Annotated in this window: 19 protein-coding genes; 11 read left to right on the plus strand and 8 right to left on the minus strand. The window is 67.2% G+C overall.

Annotated features, from left to right (window positions below):
* Positions 1-49 precede the first annotated feature (49 nt).
* From E6N53_RS03745 to E6N53_RS03755, 3 genes are read right to left on the minus strand one after another with little or no spacing between them, the layout of a single operon-like run.
* Positions 50-1,108 carry an ABC transporter permease gene (locus E6N53_RS03745; protein WP_142856974.1) on the minus strand — a complete coding sequence of 353 codons (1,059 nt, stop codon included), beginning with the start codon at positions 1,106-1,108 and terminating at the stop codon, positions 50-52.
* Complete coding sequence (locus E6N53_RS03750) at positions 1,101-2,891, minus strand: ABC transporter permease family protein (protein WP_142856976.1); 1,791 nt, start codon at positions 2,889-2,891, stop codon at positions 1,101-1,103. Before E6N53_RS03750 ends, E6N53_RS03745 begins: the two co-directional genes overlap by 8 nt.
* Positions 2,888-3,787, minus strand: a complete 900-nt coding sequence (locus tag E6N53_RS03755) for an ABC transporter ATP-binding protein (protein ID WP_142856978.1) — start codon at positions 3,785-3,787, stop codon at positions 2,888-2,890. Before E6N53_RS03755 ends, E6N53_RS03750 begins: the two co-directional genes overlap by 4 nt.
* A 126-nt stretch (positions 3,788-3,913) precedes the next feature.
* On the opposite strand from E6N53_RS03755, the gene E6N53_RS20920 reads away from it, so the two are divergent.
* Positions 3,914-4,069, plus strand: coding sequence for a hypothetical protein (locus E6N53_RS20920; RefSeq protein ID WP_201740112.1), 156 nt, complete (start codon positions 3,914-3,916; stop codon positions 4,067-4,069).
* A gap of 45 nt (positions 4,070-4,114) precedes the next feature.
* On the opposite strand, the gene fba is transcribed toward E6N53_RS20920, so the two are convergent.
* The gene (fba, locus tag E6N53_RS03760) at positions 4,115-5,107 is read right to left on the minus strand and encodes a class II fructose-bisphosphate aldolase (RefSeq protein ID WP_142856980.1); all 993 of its coding nucleotides are present in this window, start codon (positions 5,105-5,107) and stop codon (positions 4,115-4,117) included.
* Between the two features lie 101 nt (positions 5,108-5,208).
* Positions 5,209-6,069 (minus strand): 3-hydroxyacyl-CoA dehydrogenase family protein, encoded by an 861-nt coding sequence (locus tag E6N53_RS03765; protein WP_142856982.1) that lies wholly within the window; start codon positions 6,067-6,069, stop codon positions 5,209-5,211.
* A 361-nt stretch (positions 6,070-6,430) separates the two neighbouring features.
* Between E6N53_RS03765 and E6N53_RS03770 the strand changes: the two genes are divergently transcribed.
* Positions 6,431-7,309 (plus strand): class 1 fructose-bisphosphatase, encoded by an 879-nt coding sequence (locus E6N53_RS03770; protein WP_136602488.1) that lies wholly within the window; start codon positions 6,431-6,433, stop codon positions 7,307-7,309.
* Positions 7,310-7,316: 7 nt separating this feature from the next.
* On the opposite strand, the gene E6N53_RS03775 is transcribed toward E6N53_RS03770, so the two are convergent.
* On the minus strand, positions 7,317-8,162 hold the full coding sequence (locus E6N53_RS03775; RefSeq protein WP_142856984.1) for an NAD-dependent epimerase/dehydratase family protein: 846 nt from the start codon (positions 8,160-8,162) through the stop codon (positions 7,317-7,319).
* An 84-nt stretch (positions 8,163-8,246) separates the two neighbouring features.
* On the opposite strand from E6N53_RS03775, the gene E6N53_RS03780 reads away from it, so the two are divergent.
* From E6N53_RS03780 to E6N53_RS03795, 4 genes are all read left to right on the plus strand, one after another.
* Positions 8,247-8,531, plus strand: a complete 285-nt coding sequence (locus tag E6N53_RS03780; protein WP_136589100.1) for a DUF5789 family protein — start codon at positions 8,247-8,249, stop codon at positions 8,529-8,531.
* The gene (locus E6N53_RS03785; protein WP_136589101.1) at positions 8,531-9,115 is read left to right on the plus strand and encodes an adenylate kinase; all 585 of its coding nucleotides are present in this window, start codon (positions 8,531-8,533) and stop codon (positions 9,113-9,115) included. Before E6N53_RS03780 ends, E6N53_RS03785 begins: the two co-directional genes overlap by 1 nt.
* A 276-nt stretch (positions 9,116-9,391) precedes the next feature.
* Complete coding sequence (locus E6N53_RS03790) at positions 9,392-11,131, plus strand: acyl-CoA carboxylase subunit beta (RefSeq protein ID WP_142856986.1); 1,740 nt, start codon at positions 9,392-9,394, stop codon at positions 11,129-11,131.
* Positions 11,132-11,249: 118 nt separating this feature from the next.
* On the plus strand, positions 11,250-11,612 hold the full coding sequence (locus E6N53_RS03795; RefSeq protein ID WP_142856988.1) for a DUF5658 family protein: 363 nt from the start codon (positions 11,250-11,252) through the stop codon (positions 11,610-11,612).
* Here E6N53_RS03795 and E6N53_RS03800 read toward each other — a convergent pair.
* Positions 11,609-12,067: a MaoC family dehydratase gene (locus E6N53_RS03800; RefSeq protein WP_136589104.1), complete on the minus strand. Its 459-nt coding sequence runs from the start codon at positions 12,065-12,067 to the stop codon at positions 11,609-11,611. The two genes, E6N53_RS03795 and E6N53_RS03800, sit on opposite strands and share 4 nt — an antisense overlap.
* Before the next feature lie 86 nt (positions 12,068-12,153).
* Here E6N53_RS03800 and E6N53_RS03805 point away from each other — a divergent pair, with 86 nt between their 5' ends.
* Together E6N53_RS03805 and E6N53_RS03810 are read left to right on the plus strand one after the other, a co-directional pair.
* A complete protein-coding gene (locus E6N53_RS03805) occupies positions 12,154-13,026 on the plus strand; it encodes an HpcH/HpaI aldolase/citrate lyase family protein (RefSeq protein WP_142856990.1) in 873 nt (290 codons plus the stop codon).
* Between the two features lie 108 nt (positions 13,027-13,134).
* Positions 13,135-14,391: a Glu/Leu/Phe/Val family dehydrogenase gene (locus E6N53_RS03810; protein WP_142856992.1), complete on the plus strand. Its 1,257-nt coding sequence runs from the start codon at positions 13,135-13,137 to the stop codon at positions 14,389-14,391.
* A gap of 158 nt (positions 14,392-14,549) precedes the next feature.
* Here E6N53_RS03810 and E6N53_RS20925 read toward each other — a convergent pair whose 3' ends face one another.
* Positions 14,550-16,040 carry a carbohydrate-binding protein gene (locus E6N53_RS20925; RefSeq protein ID WP_201741063.1) on the minus strand — a complete coding sequence of 497 codons (1,491 nt, stop codon included), beginning with the start codon at positions 16,038-16,040 and terminating at the stop codon, positions 14,550-14,552.
* Positions 16,041-16,272: 232 nt separating this feature from the next.
* On the opposite strand from E6N53_RS20925, the gene pyrB reads away from it, so the two are divergent.
* The 3 genes from pyrB (at position 16,273) to E6N53_RS03845 (ending at position 18,841) form a co-directional block, all read left to right on the plus strand.
* A complete protein-coding gene (pyrB, locus tag E6N53_RS03835) occupies positions 16,273-17,196 on the plus strand; it encodes an aspartate carbamoyltransferase (RefSeq protein ID WP_142856994.1) in 924 nt (307 codons plus the stop codon).
* Positions 17,193-17,654, plus strand: coding sequence for an aspartate carbamoyltransferase regulatory subunit (pyrI, locus tag E6N53_RS03840; RefSeq protein ID WP_142856996.1), 462 nt, complete (start codon positions 17,193-17,195; stop codon positions 17,652-17,654). The genes pyrB and pyrI overlap by 4 nt, the downstream gene beginning before the upstream one ends.
* Before the next feature lie 293 nt (positions 17,655-17,947).
* A complete protein-coding gene (locus E6N53_RS03845) occupies positions 17,948-18,841 on the plus strand; it encodes an alpha-amylase family protein (protein ID WP_142856998.1) in 894 nt (297 codons plus the stop codon).
* Positions 18,842-18,942 lie beyond the last annotated feature (101 nt).

Below are 18,942 nucleotides of genomic sequence, written 5' to 3' on the forward strand. Positions count from 1 at the left end.
CTGCGTGTGACCGCCGCCCTTGTGTGCGTTCCGCTTGTATCCGCCCACCTCACGACAGCGTCGCGGGGTCGACCCGTCGCGTCACCCACCGTAGGCCGAGGTACGCGCCAGCGCCAGCGACGGCGACGGCACCGACGGCGGCGGCGCTCGTCGGGTCGGCGCTGTCGATGGCGAGTCGCGCGGCGACGTTGGCCGGGTTCACCGGGAGGACCGTCGACCCGCCGAAGACGAGCAAAACGGCGACGGAGTACAGCAGTTGGGCGGTCCGACGGTCGGGCGAGACGATGGCGAGCGCCAGCGCGACCGAGACCACCAACAGGGCGAGCGACGCGACGAACGCGACCAGCAGCGCGGGGTGGGAGACGCTCGTGCCGTTCAGCCGGAGGAGGCCGACCCAGAGCGCGGCCTGCGTGGGCGCGAGCCCCGCCGCGGCCAGCAACTTCCCGTCGACGATGTCACCGAACGAGACGGGGGCCACCCTGAGCAGTTCGAGCGTGCCGCGGTCGCGTTCCTCGGTGAGCGAGTCGACGGCGAGTGACCCGCTGATGAACACCGGGAGGAACAACAGGAGCGGAACGAGGACGGTGTAGGTGAAGCCGAAGTACGGGCTCGACGTCCCCTGTCGCGGGAGATCGAGTGGGACCCGCTCGAGCGAACTCGCTCGTTCTGTGCGCTCTGTGCGCTCGAACGCCTGGAGCACCTCCCGGACCTGGACCACCGTGACGGTCGTCTCGATGTTCGAGTCGGGGACCGTCGCCCGGACGAACGTCCGGCCGTCGCGTCGCTGGGCCACGAGGACGGCCTCGACGTCACCATCCTGGAAGGCGGCGAGCGCCGCCTCCCTCGTCTCGTACGGCACCGGCCGCACGCCGGGCTGGTCGTTCATGACGCCGAGGAGTTCGCGCGCTTCCTCCTCGGAGCCGCTGAGAGCGACGTCGACCTGATACCCCTGGACGCTACCGGGGTCGTACAGCGAGACGAGCCCGACGACGAGGAACGAAGAGAACGCGGCGATGAACACCTGGATGAGCAGCGCGAGGACGATGGTCTTCTCCGCCTTCAGCACCTGCAGTTCCCGTCGGGCGATGGTGAGCGAGCCGTCAGCCAAGGAGCGTCACCACCGTGAGGTTGTAGGCCGTGTGAACGAGAATCGCGGCTCCGAGCCCGACGAGATACCACCGGAACCCCTTCCGAGCGCCGAGCGCCGACAGCGACGCCGTCACGACGTGGAGGACGAGCGGCGCGGCGAGCAGCGCGAGCGCGACGGGGAGCGCCTCCACGCCGACGGTCCCGGCGGGGGCGAACGCCGCCCGGCCGACCGCGAGGTCGGGGAGGCCGACGAGTTGGATGACCGCCGTCGCCTTCTCGCCGGCGAAGAACCCCACGCCGGAGGCCGCCCCGACGGCGAGTGTGGCCGGGAGCGAGGACGCGAACCGGCCCTTCTCGAAGCCGGCCAGCACGTGGAGGCTCTTCGCGACCTCTTCGACGAGCGCGACCACCACGAGGATGACCGGAATCGAGACGGCGATGGGGAGTGCGAAGAGAACGGCGATGCCGAGCAGTTCGGCGACGAAGACGAACGGGATGGAGAACGCGGAGACGAGCGCCACCGAACCGTTCCCCGAGAGCCGTGCGTCGAGCGCGTCGAGGAACTTCAGCGGGACCGACCGCTGTGTGAACATGTCCTCCTCCCGGTAGACGCCGATACCGAGGAGGAAGAGGAGTACCGAAGAGAGGTAGATGGGGCCTGTCGAGAACAGGTACGCCGACGGGTCGACCGCGGCCCCCTGGAGGTCGCGGACCACGAGCGACAGCGGCGAGATGAGCGCGATGGGCGTGACGTTCGTAAAGATGGCCGGGACGAACGCGTAGGAGGTGAGGAACACCGAGACGGAGACGGTGACGAAGGTGAGTTCCTTGAACGACCGGGCGAACATCGCGCCGACGAACGTCGCCGCCAGGAACAAGAGCGCCAGCGGGACGACGGCGGCGACAGCGACGACCCCGCCGCCGACGAGGAGTGCGATACCCGCGGTCACCGCGACCATCGCGGTCAGGTACGGAAGCGTCTTCCCGGCGACGATGTCGCTCGGGGCGACGGGCGCGACGAGGAGGAGTTCGCCCCGCCGGTTCACCCGCTCGTTGAGGACGGTCGAACCGTACGCCTGGATGACGAAGTTCATCGGCACCAAGAATGCGAACGCGAGGACGAGCGACCCGAACGGGAAGGGTGGGTCGATGTCCGCCGGCGACCCGGTCGAGTCCTGTGCGAAGACGCTGGCACCGATTCCAGGGATGGAGAGCGGCCCCTCCTGGGTGCCGACCGGGTCTCCGTCACCGGAACCCTCGGGGGAGACACTGCCGCCGTCTCCCGTCGCGCCGGACCCACCAGCACCCGTCGTGTCGCCGCGGTTCTCGGTCGTCGGCGTCGCGACGACCGCTTCGTCGCGTGCCGCGTAGGTGAGCGAGACCACGACGGGGAACGCCGCCGACTGGTTCGGTTCCGCGCGCATCGCCCGAACGTTGTGTCGTTCGACGCTCGCGCGGAACGCGGCCAGCGCGGCCTCACCCTTCGGGGTCTCGCGACTGACGACGCGCCCGTCGACGACGAGCAGGTCGAGGTCACCCGCGACGAAGGCGGCTTCGCTGGCCGGCCGGGTCGCGAGCGACGTACTCGCGGCGACGGGGTCGTGATACGGGCTCGACGCGTCGACGCCGACACGGTAGAGGTCGCGGTCGAGGGCGACGCCCTGGGTGAGGACGCCGGCCCCGAGGACGCTCCCGACGACGACGAACGCCACGAGTCCCATGATGACAGTCCGCCTGTCGACGACGGCGGCCGACCGACTCACCTCCCAGCGCGCGATGCGCGCGACGGCGCGCGGTCTCACCGAGTCGCCTCCGCGCGGGGGTCGGACGCCAGTTCGCGGCCCGCGATGTCGAGAAAGAGGGCTTCGAGGCTCGGTTCCTCCGTTCGGATGTCGACCACGCTGCCGCCTGCGCTTGCGGCCGCCTCACGAACCGAGTCGACGGCGGTCATGTCCTCGACGACCGTCACGTGGTCGTCGCCGGCGGGGTCGCTCTCGGGGAGCGGGACGGTCGTGAACACGTGGTACGTCGTCGAACCGTGTTCGGCGCGGATGTCCGCGACGGTGCCGCGGGCGACGATTTGCCCGCGGTTCATGATGACGACGCGGTCACAGACGCTCTCGACGTGGTAGAGGTTGTGCGCCGAGAACACGACGGTCTTGCCTCGGTCGGCGAGTTCGCGCGTGAACTCCAGGACGTAGTTGGTCGTGAGCGGGTCGAGTCCGGAGGCGGGTTCGTCGTAGATGAGCAGGTCCGGGTCGTTGACGAGCGACCGCGCGATGGCGACCTTCCGTTTCATCCCCTTCGACATGTCACCCAGTCGGCGCTCGCGGTGTTCGAGTTCGAGGCGGTCGAGCGTCTCCTCGGTTCGCTCGCGGGCCACCTCGCGCGGCACGTCGTAGAGGTCGGCGAAGAAGCGGAGATACGACCGCGGCGTCATGTCCTCGTACAGCGGCGACTCCTCCGGGAGGAAACCGAGCGAACGGCGCATCTCGGCGTCGCCGGCATCGTGGTCGCCGACGCTCGCTGTGCCTCCCGACGGCTCGACGAGGCCGGCGAGCATCTTCAGCGTCGTCGTCTTCCCCGCGCCGTTGGGGCCGACGATGCCGAATATCTCCCCCCGCTCGACCGCGAAGTCGCTCCCGACGACGGCCGGAAAGTCCCCGTAGGTCTTGCGGAGGCCGCTGACGCGTATCATACGCGTGGCAGCGACCCCACGCTGTTTAATCTCACCCGCCGACTCTCACGCGTGAGAACGGACTGGCGCGGCGCGGTCCGTCCGACCGGCGATACACACAAGACGGTGGACAGTGGATTGACAGATATGGGTGAACTCACCGTCATCAGAGCCGACGGTACCTGGCATCGCACGGACATCCTCGGGTGTTCGTACGCCGACGTCGCCGTGGTCGACGAGGAACGGACTGTCGACCGCGACGGGCTGTCGGAACTCGACCGCTGTGAGACGTGTACGTGGTAGACGAGGCCGCGAGAAGACACCGCGAAGGCGTCGGTCGGCGCTGACCTACGCGAACTTGGTCCGACCGGCGCTGCCGGCGATCTCGGCGAGGTCGCCGTAGACGTCGGCGATGCGTTCGCGGACGTCGCGGCCGCCGACGCGGGGGTCGAAGACGTCCTTGTTCGGCGACCAGTCGACCGCGTTGTAGAAGCCGTCGCGGTCGTCCTCGACACCGTCGGGTGGGACGATGTTCGTCGGGTCCTCGCGGTAGAGGTCGAACAGCGTCCGCGTGTACTCGTACTGATACCGCGTGTCCTTGTTCACCTTGCAGATGCCGTACTGGAGCATCTGCTGGAGCTGTTCGGGGAGGATACCCGACGAGCCGTGTAGGACGAGCGGCGTGTCGAGGCCGTGGTCGCGGAGTTCCTGGCGGATGTCCTGGGCGATGTCCGGGCGGAGTTCGAGGTTCTTGCCCTTCGCGACGCCGTGTTGGGTCCCGACGGAGATGGCGAGGAGGTCACAGCCCGTCCGGTCGACGAACTCGACCGCCTCCTCGGGGTCGGTGTAGAACGCCTCCTCGGAGACGATCTCGTCCTCGACACCCTTGATACGCCCCAGTTCGGCCTCGACGAGAATGTCGCGGCCGGCGTCTTCGATCATCTCGACCACCTGCTTGGACTCGGCGACGTTCTCCTCGAACGGGTGGTGTGACGCGTCGATCATGATCGAGGAGGGGATGTCGAGTTCGATCTGTTTCTCGATGAACTCCATGTCCGTCTGGTGGTCCATGTTGAGGAAGACGCCGATGTCGTACTGTTCGGCGATGACCTCGATGTAGTTCCCCATCGCCTTCAGGCCCGCGACGGGGTCGCCGTTCCCAGCGAACGTGCAGGCACCCCCGCTGAGCTGGAGCAGCAGGTCGGAGTTCACCTGCGAGGCACCCTCCATGAGCCCCATCATGACGTTCGGTTCGGCGACGTTGCTCGCGACGAGCCCGAACCCCTCGTCGAGCGCGTCGTCGTATACGGTGTCGAGTTCGTCCCCACTGTAGAATGGCATCGTGGTGTTCCTCGCTTTTCCCATGAGATGACAGCGTTATAATTCATGCGGGCGACACTCGCGGCGGGTCGCTGCGCGGCAGAACGGGGGCCGACGGGACGCTACTCGTAGTCGTAGAAGCCGCTGCCGGTTTTCTTTCCTAACTCCCCTGCCTCGACCTTCCGCTTCAGGAGGTACGCCGGCTTGTAGCGGTCTCCGAGTTCGTCGTAGAGTGTCTCGGAGGCGTGCAGACAGACGTCGAGGCCGATGTGGTCCGCCAGCGTGAGCGGCCCCATCGGGACGTTGGTTCCGAGAGTCATCCCCCGGTCGATATCCTCCTTCGAGGCGACCCCTTCGTCGAACGCGCGGATGCCCTCGTTGAGCCACGGCATCAGGATGCGGTTGGTGACGAAGCCGGGCTTGTCGTCGGACTCCCACGTCTCCTTCTCGAGGGACTCGGCGAAGCCGTGAGCGAGGTCGACCGCCGCCTCGGACGTGAGTTCGCCGCGGACCACTTCGACGCCCTTCATCACCGGCACGGGGTTCATGAAGTGGAGGCCGACGACGTGCTCGGGGCGCTCTGTCGCCGCCGCGATGGAGGTGATCGAGAGCGTGGAGGTGTTCGTCGCGAGCACGACGTCCTCGTCGACGAGGTCGGCGAGGTCGGCGAAGATGTCCTTCTTCACGTCCATGTTCTCGACCGCCGCCTCGACGACGAGGTCCGCGGCGGCGAGGTCGTCGAACGCCGTCGTCCCGGTGATGCGGTCGCGTGCGGCGTCGGCCTCTGCCTGTGTGAGCTGTTCTTTCTTGACGAGTCGCGAGAGCGAACTGTCGATGCTGTCGAAGCCGCGCTCGACGAACTCGCTCTCGATATCCCGCATGACGACGTCGTAGCCGGCCGTGGCGGCGACCTGTGCGATGCCGTTCCCCATTGTTCCCGCGCCGACGATACCGACCGTCTGGACGTCTTCGAGCGTTCGCATATCTCTCACCAGACCCGGGGGTGTTGTAAGGCTGGCGTCGGGGGCAGCCGATGCTCACAGAAACGGGCCGTGGGCTCGGCCGCGTCCGGCGGCGGACGTGAGCCACACAGCGGACGGGACGAGCAGGCGGAGACGGACGGTTCGCCGCCCGACCGCGTCCGTCGCCTGTCGGTCCCAGCCGTCTTCACCGTCGGTCTGCCGACCCTCGACACGTCCCCGTGGCGTGTTCTGGCCCCGAGCGGTCCCACAGAACTATATGTGCTGTTGTCACAGTGACAAGCCATGTACACAGCGGCTGGACTGACCGACGGCCCCGAGACACACACCGACACGCGAACGGCTCGTGGGGGGGTGAACTGAGATGGACGGCAAGACGCGCGCCATCGTCGAGGAGATATTCGAGACCGTCGCCGAGGCGTCCCCCGAAATCCGCGCCGGCCTGCCGAGTCGGCGGCTGAAGAGCGGGTCGGAGAACCCGAGCGGCGAGAAACAGATGGCCGCGGACGTGTTCGCCGACGACCTGCTTCAGTCCCGCCTCGGGGCGCTCGACAGCGTCGGCGAGTACGCCAGCGAGGAGCGTGAGACCGTCGACGACGTCGGCGAGGGCCTCTCCGTGACGGTAGACCCGCTCGACGGGTCGTCGAACCTCAAGCCCAACAACACGATGGGGACGGTGGTGGGTATCTACGACGAACCGCTTCCGGCCACGGGTGATGACCTCGTCGGCGCGGCGTACGTGCTCTTCGGCCCCGTCGCGACGATGATGTGCGCCGTCGACGGGCAGGTCGACGAGTACCTCGTCGACAACGGCGTCCGCAACCTCGTCACCGAGGACGTCCAGCTGCCAGCAGAGCCCTCCGTCTACGGGTTCGGTGGGCGCGTCCCCGAGTGGTTCGACGACTTCACGGCCTTCGCGCGGGAGGTCGAACAGGACGCGTCGATGAAGCTCCGGTACGGCGGGGCGATGATCGGCGACGTCAACCAGGTCCTGACCTACGGCGGCATCTTCTCGTACCCCGCGTTCACGAACGCGCCCGAAGGAAAGCTCCGGCTCCAGTACGAGGGCTACCCCGTCGCGTACATCGTCGAGACGGCCGGCGGGGCCTCTTCGGACGGTGAGAAGTCCATCCTCGAGGTCGTGAAGACCGACGACATCCACGCACGGGTGCCGGTCCACGTCGGTAACCACGAACTCATCGAACGACTCGAGGCGACGCTGGACGAGTCGGTCCCGTCGTAAACGGCGTCTATCGGGGCGGTGCCGACCACGCCTCACCGGAGTCCGCCGGGTCGTACCCCACCACCTCGCGGGCGTGGTCGAGGTCGAACCACCGCCGCTCGTTGTCGCTGACGCCGTAGAAGACGTCGAACCGCCCGTCGAACCCGAGACAGCAGTCGAACAGCGCCGCGCAGTCGCGTCGAGACTGCCACAGTGCCTTCATCCGCGCGACCTGCTCGTCGTACGCGCCGCTGTCGCGGTCCCATCGCCCCTCGTGGACCCCGCGTTCGGCGTCGCCGTACGGGTGGTCGTACCGCGGCGCGCGGACGCTGCAGATGCGCACGGCGACGAACCGGAGGTCGCCCCGCTCGGTGTACTCCCGACCGCACACCTCACCTGCGGCCTTCGAGGTGCCGTACGGCGAGTCTGGGCGGAACGAGGCGGTGTGGTCGACGACGAGGTCGGTGCCGTGGTAGATGTCGGGGGCGAGTTCCTGTTCGTAGCCGCCGACGACGTGGTTCGAGGAGGCGAAGACGACCAGGTCGACCCCGGCCTCGACGGCCGCGTCGAGGACGGTCCGCGTCCCGACGACGTTGTTCTCCAGTACCTCCGCCCAGGAACCGTCCGTGCGTGGGTAGCCCGCGAGATGCACGACGGCCTCGTGACCTGTCATCGCCGCGTGGACCGCGTCCGCGTCGGTGACGTCGCCGGTGATGGCCTCACGGTCGGCGTGCGGATGTGAGCCCGCCCCGTCCCACGTCGTCTCCTCGCCGACGGTCCGCCGGTCGAACAGCGTGAACTCGTGTCGGTCGCCGAGGTGGGCGGTGAGAGCCGTACCGACGGTCCCGTGAGCGCCGGTGAGGAGGACGCGCATGGGTCGTGGCTCACCGCGCGCCGACAAAAGGGTAGTCCTGCGGAATTCCACACGTTTAATAATACGTATTTGCGACTGACAACTATGCGCCTCGCCGAGACCCGGAACGCGTTCGCCCGACAACTGACGTTCCCCACCGACCGAGAGACGGTCCTCGCGGAGGTCGGTGACCAGCCCCTCGAAGCGCCCTACGGTGACCCTGAGACCATCCGGACGGTGCTCGAGCGGACGGACGAAGCGTCGTTCAACAGCGCGGACGAACTGTTCGACACGGTGCTGGCGAACGTCGGCGACCAGTACATCGGGCGGAAGCACTACGACGACCGGGGGGCCCAGGGCGGCATCGAGACCGAGGAGGTGCACTTCTGATGGCCCTGACCGTCGTCTCGGGCGTCCCCGGCGTGGGGAGTTCTCGGGTGACGGAGGCCGCCGTCGCGTCGCTCGACGAGCGGTTCGAACTCCTGAACTCGGGCGACGTGATGCTCGAGGAGGCGCTCGGGAGTGGCCGGAACGTCGAGGGCCGCGACGACCTCTCGGACCTCGCCCCGACGGAACTCCGTCGGCTCCAGCGACGGATGGGTGAGTACGTCGCCGCCATCGCCGCCGACCCCGACACGCACGTCGTCCTCAACACGCACCTCGTGGTCAGCACGTCCGCCGGGTTCGTCCCGGGGCTTCCACCCGAGGTCCTGCGAGACCTCGACCCCGACGCGTTCGTGCTCGTCGAGGCCAGCCCGGACCTCATCCGAGAGCGTCGCGCCGACAGCGACTACCGCTCGTATCGGGTGAGCGACCGGCTCGGTATCGAGTTCCAGCAGTCGATGAGCCGGACGGCAGCCCTCAGCTACTCGACCGCCGTCGGGGCTCCGGTCGCGCTCGTCGAGAACACCGACGACGTCGAGTCCGCTGCCGTCCAGTTGGCCCACGAGATTCAGCGCGCGGCGAGCCGCTGAGCTGTCGGGCCCACCACGACCGGATTCTCCGCTCTCCCGGCGCCAGGACGTCGACAGAGCGCCGTCCCGAGCGTGCTAACGAACCCACCACGAGACCACTCCACACACACCACCACGAGACCACCCCACACACACCACCACGAGACCACTCCACACACACCACCGTCCCTTTTTGCTCGAGCTTTTTCTGGCGCGAGTGGTCGCTGCAGGCGACCCTCGCGCCCCGAAAAAGGTCGGGGGGCAAGACCTTTTTCGCTCCCCGATGCAGGGTCCGTCATGAGAGTCCGAATCGGGCAGGGCGCGACGGCGGACGAGGCCCACGCCATCGCCGCGGCGCTCGCGGAGCATCTCGGCGACCCCGTCGAGGTCGTCGTCGGAGACGAGGGAGTGGTTGCCAGCGCCGACCCGCCCGAGCGGGAGTACCCGCTGGAGGACGACCTCGGCCCCACCGACCGGGAACGACGCCTCCGCGAGGAGCTGGCAGACATCTACGAGGGCGGCCCCGAGAAGTACCGCGAGCGCCTGAGCGAACAGGGCAAACTGTTCGTCCGTGACCGTCTGGACCTCTGGTTCGGCGACCTCGCCTTCGAGGACGGTCGGTTCGCCAACTTCGATTCGTGGCACCCAAACGCCCCCGACGTCGACGAGGCCGACCCGGACACCCGCCTCCCCGCCGACGGCCTCATCACCGGGGCAGCCGAGTTCGAGGGGCGAGACGTCCACTTCATGGCCAACGACTTCACCGTGAAGGCGGGGTCGATGGCCCGCCGCGGCGTCGAGAAGTTCCTCCGGATGCAACAGCGCGCGCTCAAGAGCGGGAAGCCGGTCCTGTACCTGATGGACTCCTCCGGGGGGCGCATCGACGAACAGACGGGGTTCTTCGCGAACAGAGAGGGCATCGGCAAGTACTACTACAACCACTCGATGCTCTCGGGGCGCGTGCCCCAGATCTGCGTGCTCTACGGGCCGTGTATCGCCGGGGCGGCCTACACGCCCGTGTTCGCCGACTTCACGGTCATGGTCGAGGGGATGTCGGCGATGGCTATCGCCTCGCCGCGGATGGTCGAGATGGTGACCGGAGAAGAGATTTCGATGGACGACCTCGGCGGGCCAGCAGTCCACGCTCGCCACTCGGGGAGTGCGGACCTCGTCGCCCACGACGAGGAACACGCCCGGGAGCTCGTGGCTCAGCTCGTCACGTATCTGCCGGACCACGCCGGCGAGAAGCCGCCGACGTCGGCACCGAGGCCGCCGACCTACCCCACCGAGGGCATCGACGAACTCATCCCCGAGTCGCCGAACAGGCCCTACGACGTCCACGACCTCCTCGACCGGGTAGTCGACGCCGAGTCGGTCCTCGAACTCCGTCCCGACTACGGCTCGGAAATCGTCACGGCGTTCGCGCGCATCGACGGACGGCCCGTCGGCGTGGTCGCCAACCAGCCGACCCAGCGGTCGGGGGCAATCTTCCCGGACTCCGCCCGCAAGGCTGCGGAGTTCATCTGGACCTGCGACGCCTACGAGATTCCCCTCCTCTACCTCTGTGACACGCCGGGGTTCATGGCGGGGTCGGCCGTCGAGAAGGAGGGAATCCTCGAACAGGGCAAGAAGTTCATCTACGCCACCTCGTCGGCGACCGTTCCGAAACAGACGGTCGTAGTGCGGAAGGCGTACGGCGCGGGCATCTACGCGATGGGTGGCCCGGCGTACGACCCCGAGAGTGTCATCGGACTCCCCTCTGGCGAGGTGGGTATCATGGGGCCCGAGGCGGCCATCAACGCCGTCTACCGGAACAAACTCGACGCCATCGAGGACGACGAGGAGCGCGCGGCACGCGAAGCCGAGTTGCGGGCGGAGTACCGCCGCGACATCGCCGTCCACCGGATGGCGAGCGAGGTGGTCGTCGACGACGTGGTCCCCCCGTCGGACCTCCGCGCGGAACTCGCCGCGCGCTTTGCCTTCTACGAGGACGTCGAGAAGTCGCTCCCGGACAAGAAACACGGGACGGTCCTCTGATACCGGCCGTTCTCTCCGATTAATGGCATCGTAATCGGCGTTTAGCGTCCGGTTTCGATACCGTAAGTACCTGCTACTGAAGTATCCGACACGCGTCGGGTCGGATAGACACCCCACGATGTCGCGCACCCAGTTCCCCTCGGCGGACGCTCAAACGCAGTCAGAAACGGAGCGTTCGCGACTCAGGTCACCCGACACGTGGCTCTGGGCGTTCGTCGTCGTGGCACTGGTCCTCGACGTCGCGTTGACCTACTACGGACTCACCGTCGGTCTCCACGAGAGCAATCCGGTCGCCCGAACCCTGTTCTCGATGTACGGCGTCGTCGAGTCGATGCTGTTGTTGAAAGGCGCCGTCATCGCGGTTGCGCTCGTCGCGTACGCCTGGCTTCCCGAACGGTACCGTCCCATCGTTCCGCTCGGCGTCGCGACTCCGTGGTTCGTCGCTGGCCTCATCAACGCGGGCCTCATCCTGCAGGTCTAGTCGCCGTCGGCCGCTCGCTTCAGCGAGAGGACCGTCCTGTCGAACGAACAGACGACCTCGTCGGACTGGTTGAACACCTCGACGTGCATGGTCACGACGCCGCGCTCGCCGTCCGAGGTCTCCCGTTTCGTCTTCACCGTCGACACCGCCCGGAGCGTGTCGCCGTGGAACACCGGCTTCGGGTGTGAGACGTCGTCGTACGAGAGGTTCGCGACGATGGTTCCGTCCGTGGTTTCGGGAATCGTGAGACCGACCCCCAGGCTCATGGTGTAGAGGCCGTTGACGAGCCGTTCGCCGAACTGCGTCTCGGCCGCGAACTCGGCGTCGAGGTGAAGCGGCTGCTGGTTCATGGTCATGTCGCAGAACCGCTGGTTGTCCGCCTCGGAGACGGTTCGGCGCTTCTCGTGGTCGATGCGGTCGCCTTCGGAGAACTCCTCGTAGTAGCGGCCGACCATGGCCCGTCCACGCGCGAGGGGGACAAAAGCGCCCCGGCGGCCACGGCGAGGCCTACGCTTATTGTGACGTTCGCCCATCCACCCGTATGTCCCGCCGAAGCGTCCTCTTTGCACCCGGCGACCGACCCGAACTCCTCCGGAAAGCCCCGCGCACGGAAGCCGACACCGTCGTCTTCGACCTCGAAGACGCCGTCGCACCGTCGCGGAGAGCCGAAGCCCGGACGGCAGTCCGCGAGGTGCTCTCTGACCCCGCGTTCGCCCCCGACTGTGAGGTGACCGTCCGCCTCGGCGAACTGACGGCGGACCTGGACGTACTCTTCGAGGACGGCGGCGACGGAGACGGCGCTGTCAGCCGCCTCGATGCGCTCGTCGTCCCGAAAGTCGAGTCGGCCGCGGACGTGCGTCGAGTCGCGGACGCCGTTGCCGCTCGCGGGGCGTCCCTCCCACTCCTCGCACTGGTCGAGACCGCCGAGGGGGTGTTGAACGCTCCCGAAATCGCCCGCGTCGACCACGTCGACGCGCTCGTGTTCGGCGCGGAGGACTTCGCCGCCTCGGTGGGAGCGACGCGCACACTGGAGGGTGGTGAGGTCTCGTACGCCCGCCAGCGCGTCCTCGTCGCCGCTCGCGCCGCTGACGTCGACGCGATCGACACCCTCCACACCGACTACGAGGACGACGAGGGACTCCGCGCCGATACGGCGACGACGGTCCAGTTGGGGTACGACGGGAAGCTCGCGATTCACCCCGCACAGGTCGCGGTCATCAACGAGGCACTCACCCCGTCCGAGGCGCGAATCGAGTGGGCGCGGCGTGTGCTGACGGCGAAGGAGCGAGCAGATGCCGAGGGACGCGGCGTGTTCAGTGTCGACGGCGAGATGATCGATGCACCCCTCGTCGCGCAGGCGGAGCGGGCGCTTGAGCGGGCGCGCGCGGCGGGAGTCGAAGGAAGCGGTGAGTGACGGAACCGCCAGACAGGAGCGCGCGGCCGTACACTTGAATCCCCTCTAGGGTTACTGTATGGTATATACTCCGTCACACTTATTCTCGCGCCCGGTGGTCGTTCCACTATGTCGGACGAGGCGAACCCGTTCGAGAGTCTGCAGGAACAGATTGACGACGCCGCGGCCTTCCTTGACGTGCCCGGAGATGTGGTGACACGGCTCAAATCGCCCGAGCGCGTCCTCGAGGTCACACTCACCGTCGAGATGGACGACGGACGCCTCGAAGGTTTCCAGGCCTTCCGCTCGCAGTTCAACGGCGACCGCGGCCCGTACAAAGGCGGCATCCGCTATCACCCGAACGTCTCCCGCGACGAGGTGAAGGCGCTCTCGGGGTGGATGGTGTACAAGTGCGCCGTCGTCGACATCCCTTACGGAGGCGGCAAGGGCGGGATTGTCATCGACCCCCGCGAGTACTCCGAGTCCGAACTGGAACGGGTGACGAGGGCGTTCGCCAAGGAGCTTCGCCCGTTCATCGGACCGGACCGAGACATCCCTGCACCCGACGTCAACACCGGACAGCGGGAGATGAACTGGATCAAAGACACCTACGAGAAGCTCGAGAACACCACGGCACCGGGTGTCATCACGGGCAAGTCGCTCGACAACGGCGGGAGCGAGGGTCGTGTCGAGGCGACCGGCCGGTCGGTGATGCTCGCCGCGCGCGAGGCGTTCGCCTACCTCGATAGGGACCTCTCGGGTGCGACCGTCGCGGTCCAGGGGTACGGGAACGCTGGCTCCGTCGCCGCGAAACTCCTCGAAGACCAGGGCGCGAGCGTCGTCGCCGTCTCGGACTCCTCGGGTGCCGTGTTCCATCCGGAGGGGTTGGACGCCCGCGCGGTCAAGGAGTTCAAGCGTGAGACGGGTGCTGTCACCGGCTACGCGGACGCGGAGGAGGAGCTCTCGAACGAGGAACTGCTCACGATGGACGTCGACCTCCTCGTCCCCGCGGCGCTCGAGAACGCCATCGACGCCGAGATCGCCTCACACCTCGAGGCCGACGTCGTCGTCGAGGCCGCGAACGGCCCGATCACGCCCGAGGCGGACGACATCTTGGCCAGCAAGGACGTGATGGTGGTCCCGGACATCCTCGCAAACGCCGGCGGCGTCACCGTGAGCTACTTCGAGTGGGTCCAGAACCGACAGCGGTTCGCCTGGACCGAAGCGCGCGTCAACGACGAACTCGAACGGGTCATCGTCGACGCCTTCGACCGCCTCGTCGACGCCTTCGAGGAGAAGGAGCTTCCGAACTTCCGGACGGCCGCCTACGTGGTCGCGATCCAGCGGGTCGCCGACGCGTTCGGCGGTGCCGGAAGTTGGCCGTAACTCGACGAGACCAACCGGCCGCGCCCCTCCGAACCGCCGTCCCGTCTCTGCCCTGTTGTCCGCCGGGGGTCGGTACTGACGCCGACCCCCTCTGGCTGGTGTCGCACTCACCGACGCACCCGTCGAAGCGGTGATGCGGTCGACGTCGTCGGTCGGACTCAGTCCGGCGTCCCGCCGTACCCGAACTCACCGTAGTTCTGGTCGCCGTACTCGTCGTCTGCCGATGGGGTCGGGGTGGGAGTCGGAGTGGCTGTGGGCGTCGCCGTCGGTGTGGGGGTGGGTGTCGCCGTCGGTTCTGGGGTCGGTGTGGGGGTGGGTGTCGCCGTCGGTTCTGGGGTCGGTGTGGGGGTGGGCGTCGCCGTCGGTTCTGGGGTCGGTGTGGGGGTGGGTGTCGCCGTCGGTGTCGGGGTTGGCGTCGTCGTGGCCGAGAACTCGACCCAGTTGAGATTGAAACTGCCACCCGTGGTCTCTATCCGGAGGACCTGTTCCCCTTCGGCGGCGATTTCGACGCCGGACAGCGTGATCGTCGTCCAGTTGTACCAGTCGCCGGTGTTCGGGACGTCCAGTGACCCGAGCGTCTCGCCAGCGAGTGTCACTCCGACCCGGCGGGCGTCCTCTGGCGTGGCGATACGGAACCGGACGTCGTACGTACCGGGGCTGACGTCGACCGTGTATTCGAGCCACTCACCGTCGCGGACCCACCCGATGCTGTATCCCTCGTCGTCGTCCTTGGACTGTTCGATGTCGACGGCTTCGGCACGGTACTCACCGCCGAGGTTGTCGACGGTCGTGTCGCTGTAAGCGACGCCCTCACCGCCCTCGTCGAAGTTCTCCGCCTCGATTCGACCGGGGATGGAACGCACGGTCCCGTAGTAGGGGCGCTGTTCAGTCGGCTCGGGCGTGGGTGTGGGCGTCGCCGTCGGTTCCGGGGTCGGTGTCGCTGTCGGCGTTGGCGTTGGTGTGGGCGTCGCCGTCGGTTCCGGAGTTGGTGTCGCTGTCGGCGTGGGCGTCGCCGTCGGTTCCGGGGTCGGTGTGGGAGTTGCCGCATCGGCTCCCTGCACGGTCAGCTCGTACCACCCGATGTCTTTGTTACTGTAGACGCGCACGTAGTACGGCCCCGTCGTCGGAACGGGGTCGAGTTCGATGTTCACCGACTGGCCGTTCCTGATCTTCGCCGAACCGATCCGGTTCCCGTCGGTGTCGTACAGTTCGAACCGGGAGTTCCCCTTGTTCGAAGACGCCTCCAGCGTCAGCCGGAGTGCATCTCCCTCGTCGAGTTCGACCGCGTACCAGTCGTCGTCTCGACGGGTGAGCGTCCCCCAGACGGTCGTTCCGAGGCTGACGACGTCGGCGTTGGCCTCGGTGTCGTTCGGCTCCGACTCCTCTTGCACTTGGGTCGCTGCTGCCACCGACCCGAGGAGGACACCGGGGACGGGGAGCTGCTGACGGGTTAGCTGCGACCCCCCGTACCCGAAACTCACCGAACCCGCGCTCGGGTCGGGAAGTGTCGACGTCGAAGATTCGGTCGTACATCCGGCGAACGAGCCGAGAACCGCCGTCGTTCCGGCCGCTTTCAGGAACGTCCGACGATTCAACCGCCGGCTATGACGGTCTGACTCGGCGTCTGTTCGTGACTGTTCGCGTGCCATTATCTGGATATCCGGAAGGTCAGATAAAAGCTAGCCGCCCAAAATTTCGATATTGATATCGATATACTGTAATCTGAATTCTACTACAACTCACTTTGGAGGATTCTGACGCTATTCTGTGAATACTTATTTTGATTTTATTAAAGTAGAGATTAGAAGTGGCCGCCAGCTCGTGCCACGCTGTCGACGCCCTCCGAGGGATTCAAGCATCTGCCCCGTTCGGGATACACTGATGCGCCACGACCACCTCATCTCCGCCGCGCAGTTGTCCCGGGACGACATCGAGGCGGTGTTGGACCGCGCCGCCGAGATCGATGCCGACCCGGCGGCCGTCCGCGAACGCCACGCCGGAACGGTGCTCGCACTCTGTTTCTTCGAGCCGAGCACGCGGACGAAGATGAGCTTCGACACGGCCATGAAGCGGCTCGGCGGGGAGACCATCGACATGGGTTCCGTCGAGTCCTCGTCGGTCAAGAAGGGCGAGACGCTCGCAGACACCGCCCGCGTCATCGAGGGCTACGCCGACGCCATCGTCCTCCGGCACCCCTCGGAGGGCTCGGCGAAGATGGCGTCGGAGTTCGTCGACGTCCCACTCGTCAACGCGGGCGACGGCGCGGGCCAGCACCCGTCGCAGACGCTTCTGGACCTCTACACCATCCGCGAGAACGCCGGCCTCGACGACATCACCGTCGGTATCATGGGTGACCTCAAGTACGGGCGGACGGTCCACTCGCTCTCGATGGCACTGACGAACTTCGACGTGCGCCAGCACTTCGTCTCGCCCGAGTCCCTGCGCCTCCCCCGGAGCGTCCGATACGACCTCCACGAGGCCGGGGCACAGGTCCGCGAGCACGAGGAACTCGCCGGCATCCTCCCCGAACTCGACGTTCTCTACGTCACCCGTATCCAGCGCGAGCGGTTCCCCGACGAGCGCGAATACCGTGAAGTCGCTGGCGAGTACCAGATCGACCCCGACATCTTGGCGGAGGCGAAGGAGTCGCTGACGGTGATGCACCCCCTGCCGAGAGTCGACGAGATCGACCCCGCCGTCGACGAGACCCCACACGCACAGTACTTCGAACAGGCACACAACGGCGTCCCCGTCCGGATGGCGCTGCTCGACACGCTCCTCAGCCAGGGAGGTCGCGACCGATGAGCGAACACGAACTCCGCGTCTCGAAGATCCGCAACGGCACCGTCATCGACCACGTCGCCGCCGGACAGGCGCTGAACGTGCTCACCATCCTCGGTATCGACGGCACCAGCGGTGAGTCGGTCTCCGTGGGCATGAACGTTCCATCGGGGCGGCTCGGCCGCAAGGACATCGTGAAGGTCGAAGACCGCGAACTCAGCCCCTCGGAGGTCGACGTCCTCTCACTCATCGCGCCCGAGGCGACCATCAACATCGTCCGCGACTACGAGGTGGTCGAGAAGAACCGCGTCGAGCGCCCCGAGCGGGTCGTCGGCGTCCTCTCGTGTCCGAACCACAACTGCATCACGAACGGGAACGAACCCGTCGCCTCGAAGTTCACCGTCGTCTCCGACGGGCTCCGGTGTGAATACTGCGGGACGTTCATCCACGAGTCGTTCGCCGAGCACATCGACGGCTCCTGAACGGTGCGGTCTGTCACCGTCCACGGCTCGCGGTGGTCCGCGTCGACGACAGTCACGGCTGAACGAACGCCACGCCCGCCGCTGCCATCGCCGAAACCACTTTGTAACCCCTGCATCAACGTACATACATGTCCGGAAAAGCAAAGCTGGTCCTCGTGGTGGCACTCGTCGCAGCCGTCTACCTGATGGTCTCCTCGGGCGGTGAGGCCGTCGAAGTGTCCGAGGAGTGACGCCACCTCCAGTCGCACAGCGCGAACGAAAACCGTTACCCGCCGCGGCCCCTTCTTCGACCCATGTACGGCGTCGTCACGCGGAACGCGGAGGAGGTCGAGTGGAGCGATTTCGACCGCGGCTTCTACGAGGTCAAGGACGTCACGGGCCGAGCGGCCGCGCCGCTCCCGAACGCGGTGAACATGGTCTCTTGTTTCGGCGACAACGCCGCCGCCGACGAGAACCCGGACCTCGTCCCCGTCGACGACGAGGGCAACCTCGCAACACGGGACATGACCTACTTCGACTGGGCGTACGTCTGCCCGACGAACGAGCGCTACCGAGAGGGGTTGCTCGAGATCGTCGACGACTGCGTCGCCGAGAACGACGACGTCCGACTCGACGACGTCGGCTTCCCCCGCGCGGAGTTCTGTCACTGCGAGCGGTGTGAGCGACTCTTCGCCGAGTGGACGGAGCGACGCGACGCCGAACGGTCGAGCGGGCCGGGCCCGCGAGACAGCGACCGCGACGACTGGTTCGACTGGCGCGCCGCGGTCATCACCGACTTCGTCGCCGAGGCCGCGTCGCGGATTCCGGGGCGAACCTACCTGACGCTCTACCCCGACCCCTACCCGGGACATCTGTACGAGCGCGCCGGCCTCGACCTCGACGCGCTGGCCGAGCACGTCGACGAGTTCGTCGTCCCCCTCTACGACACCCACTACGGGACGACCTACTGGCTGGAGACCATCGCAAAGGGGTTCGAGACGCGCCTCGCGGACCTCCCGGTCGACCTCTCCATCGAACTGTACGCCGTGAACGTCGACCTCGACGACCTCATCCACGCGATGGAGGTCGCCGAAGCCTACGCGAAGGACGTGCTGTTCGGCTACGACGCGAGCAACGCGGCCGCGGCGCTCCGACGGATGCGTGCGGACGCCGAGGAGGGCCGGACGTTCACACCCGACGACTCGTAGCGACTGTCACGACCCGGGTCAGAGCCGACTCGCGACGGGTCGTCTCACAGGCCCGAGAGGAACCAGATGACCGCGATGCCGAGGAGCGTCATGACGATGGC

The organism is Salinigranum halophilum, from assembly GCF_007004735.1.
Lineage (GTDB): Archaea > Halobacteriota > Halobacteria > Halobacteriales > Haloferacaceae > Salinigranum > Salinigranum halophilum.

Coding starts and splice junctions, on each gene's coding strand:
- E6N53_RS03755 (WP_142856978.1), bottom strand. CDS start 3,787: ATGATACGCGTCAGCGGCCTCCGCAAGACCTACGGGGACTTTCCGGCC.
- E6N53_RS20920 (WP_201740112.1), top strand. CDS start 3,914: ATGGGTGAACTCACCGTCATCAGAGCCGACGGTACCTGGCATCGCACG.
- fba (WP_142856980.1), bottom strand. CDS start 5,107: ATGCCATTCTACAGTGGGGACGAACTCGACACCGTATACGACGACGCG.
- E6N53_RS03765 (WP_142856982.1), bottom strand. CDS start 6,069: ATGCGAACGCTCGAAGACGTCCAGACGGTCGGTATCGTCGGCGCGGGA.
- E6N53_RS03770 (WP_136602488.1), top strand. CDS start 6,431: ATGGACGGCAAGACGCGCGCCATCGTCGAGGAGATATTCGAGACCGTC.
- E6N53_RS03775 (WP_142856984.1), bottom strand. CDS start 8,162: ATGCGCGTCCTCCTCACCGGCGCTCACGGGACCGTCGGTACGGCTCTC.
- E6N53_RS03780 (WP_136589100.1), top strand. CDS start 8,247: ATGCGCCTCGCCGAGACCCGGAACGCGTTCGCCCGACAACTGACGTTC.
- E6N53_RS03785 (WP_136589101.1), top strand. CDS start 8,531: ATGGCCCTGACCGTCGTCTCGGGCGTCCCCGGCGTGGGGAGTTCTCGG.
- E6N53_RS03790 (WP_142856986.1), top strand. CDS start 9,392: ATGAGAGTCCGAATCGGGCAGGGCGCGACGGCGGACGAGGCCCACGCC.
- E6N53_RS03795 (WP_142856988.1), top strand. CDS start 11,250: ATGTCGCGCACCCAGTTCCCCTCGGCGGACGCTCAAACGCAGTCAGAA.
- E6N53_RS03800 (WP_136589104.1), bottom strand. CDS start 12,067: ATGGTCGGCCGCTACTACGAGGAGTTCTCCGAAGGCGACCGCATCGAC.
- E6N53_RS03805 (WP_142856990.1), top strand. CDS start 12,154: ATGTCCCGCCGAAGCGTCCTCTTTGCACCCGGCGACCGACCCGAACTC.
- E6N53_RS03810 (WP_142856992.1), top strand. CDS start 13,135: ATGTCGGACGAGGCGAACCCGTTCGAGAGTCTGCAGGAACAGATTGAC.
- E6N53_RS20925 (WP_201741063.1), bottom strand. CDS start 16,040: ATGGCACGCGAACAGTCACGAACAGACGCCGAGTCAGACCGTCATAGC.
- pyrB (WP_142856994.1), top strand. CDS start 16,273: ATGCGCCACGACCACCTCATCTCCGCCGCGCAGTTGTCCCGGGACGAC.
- pyrI (WP_142856996.1), top strand. CDS start 17,193: ATGAGCGAACACGAACTCCGCGTCTCGAAGATCCGCAACGGCACCGTC.
- E6N53_RS03845 (WP_142856998.1), top strand. CDS start 17,948: ATGTACGGCGTCGTCACGCGGAACGCGGAGGAGGTCGAGTGGAGCGAT.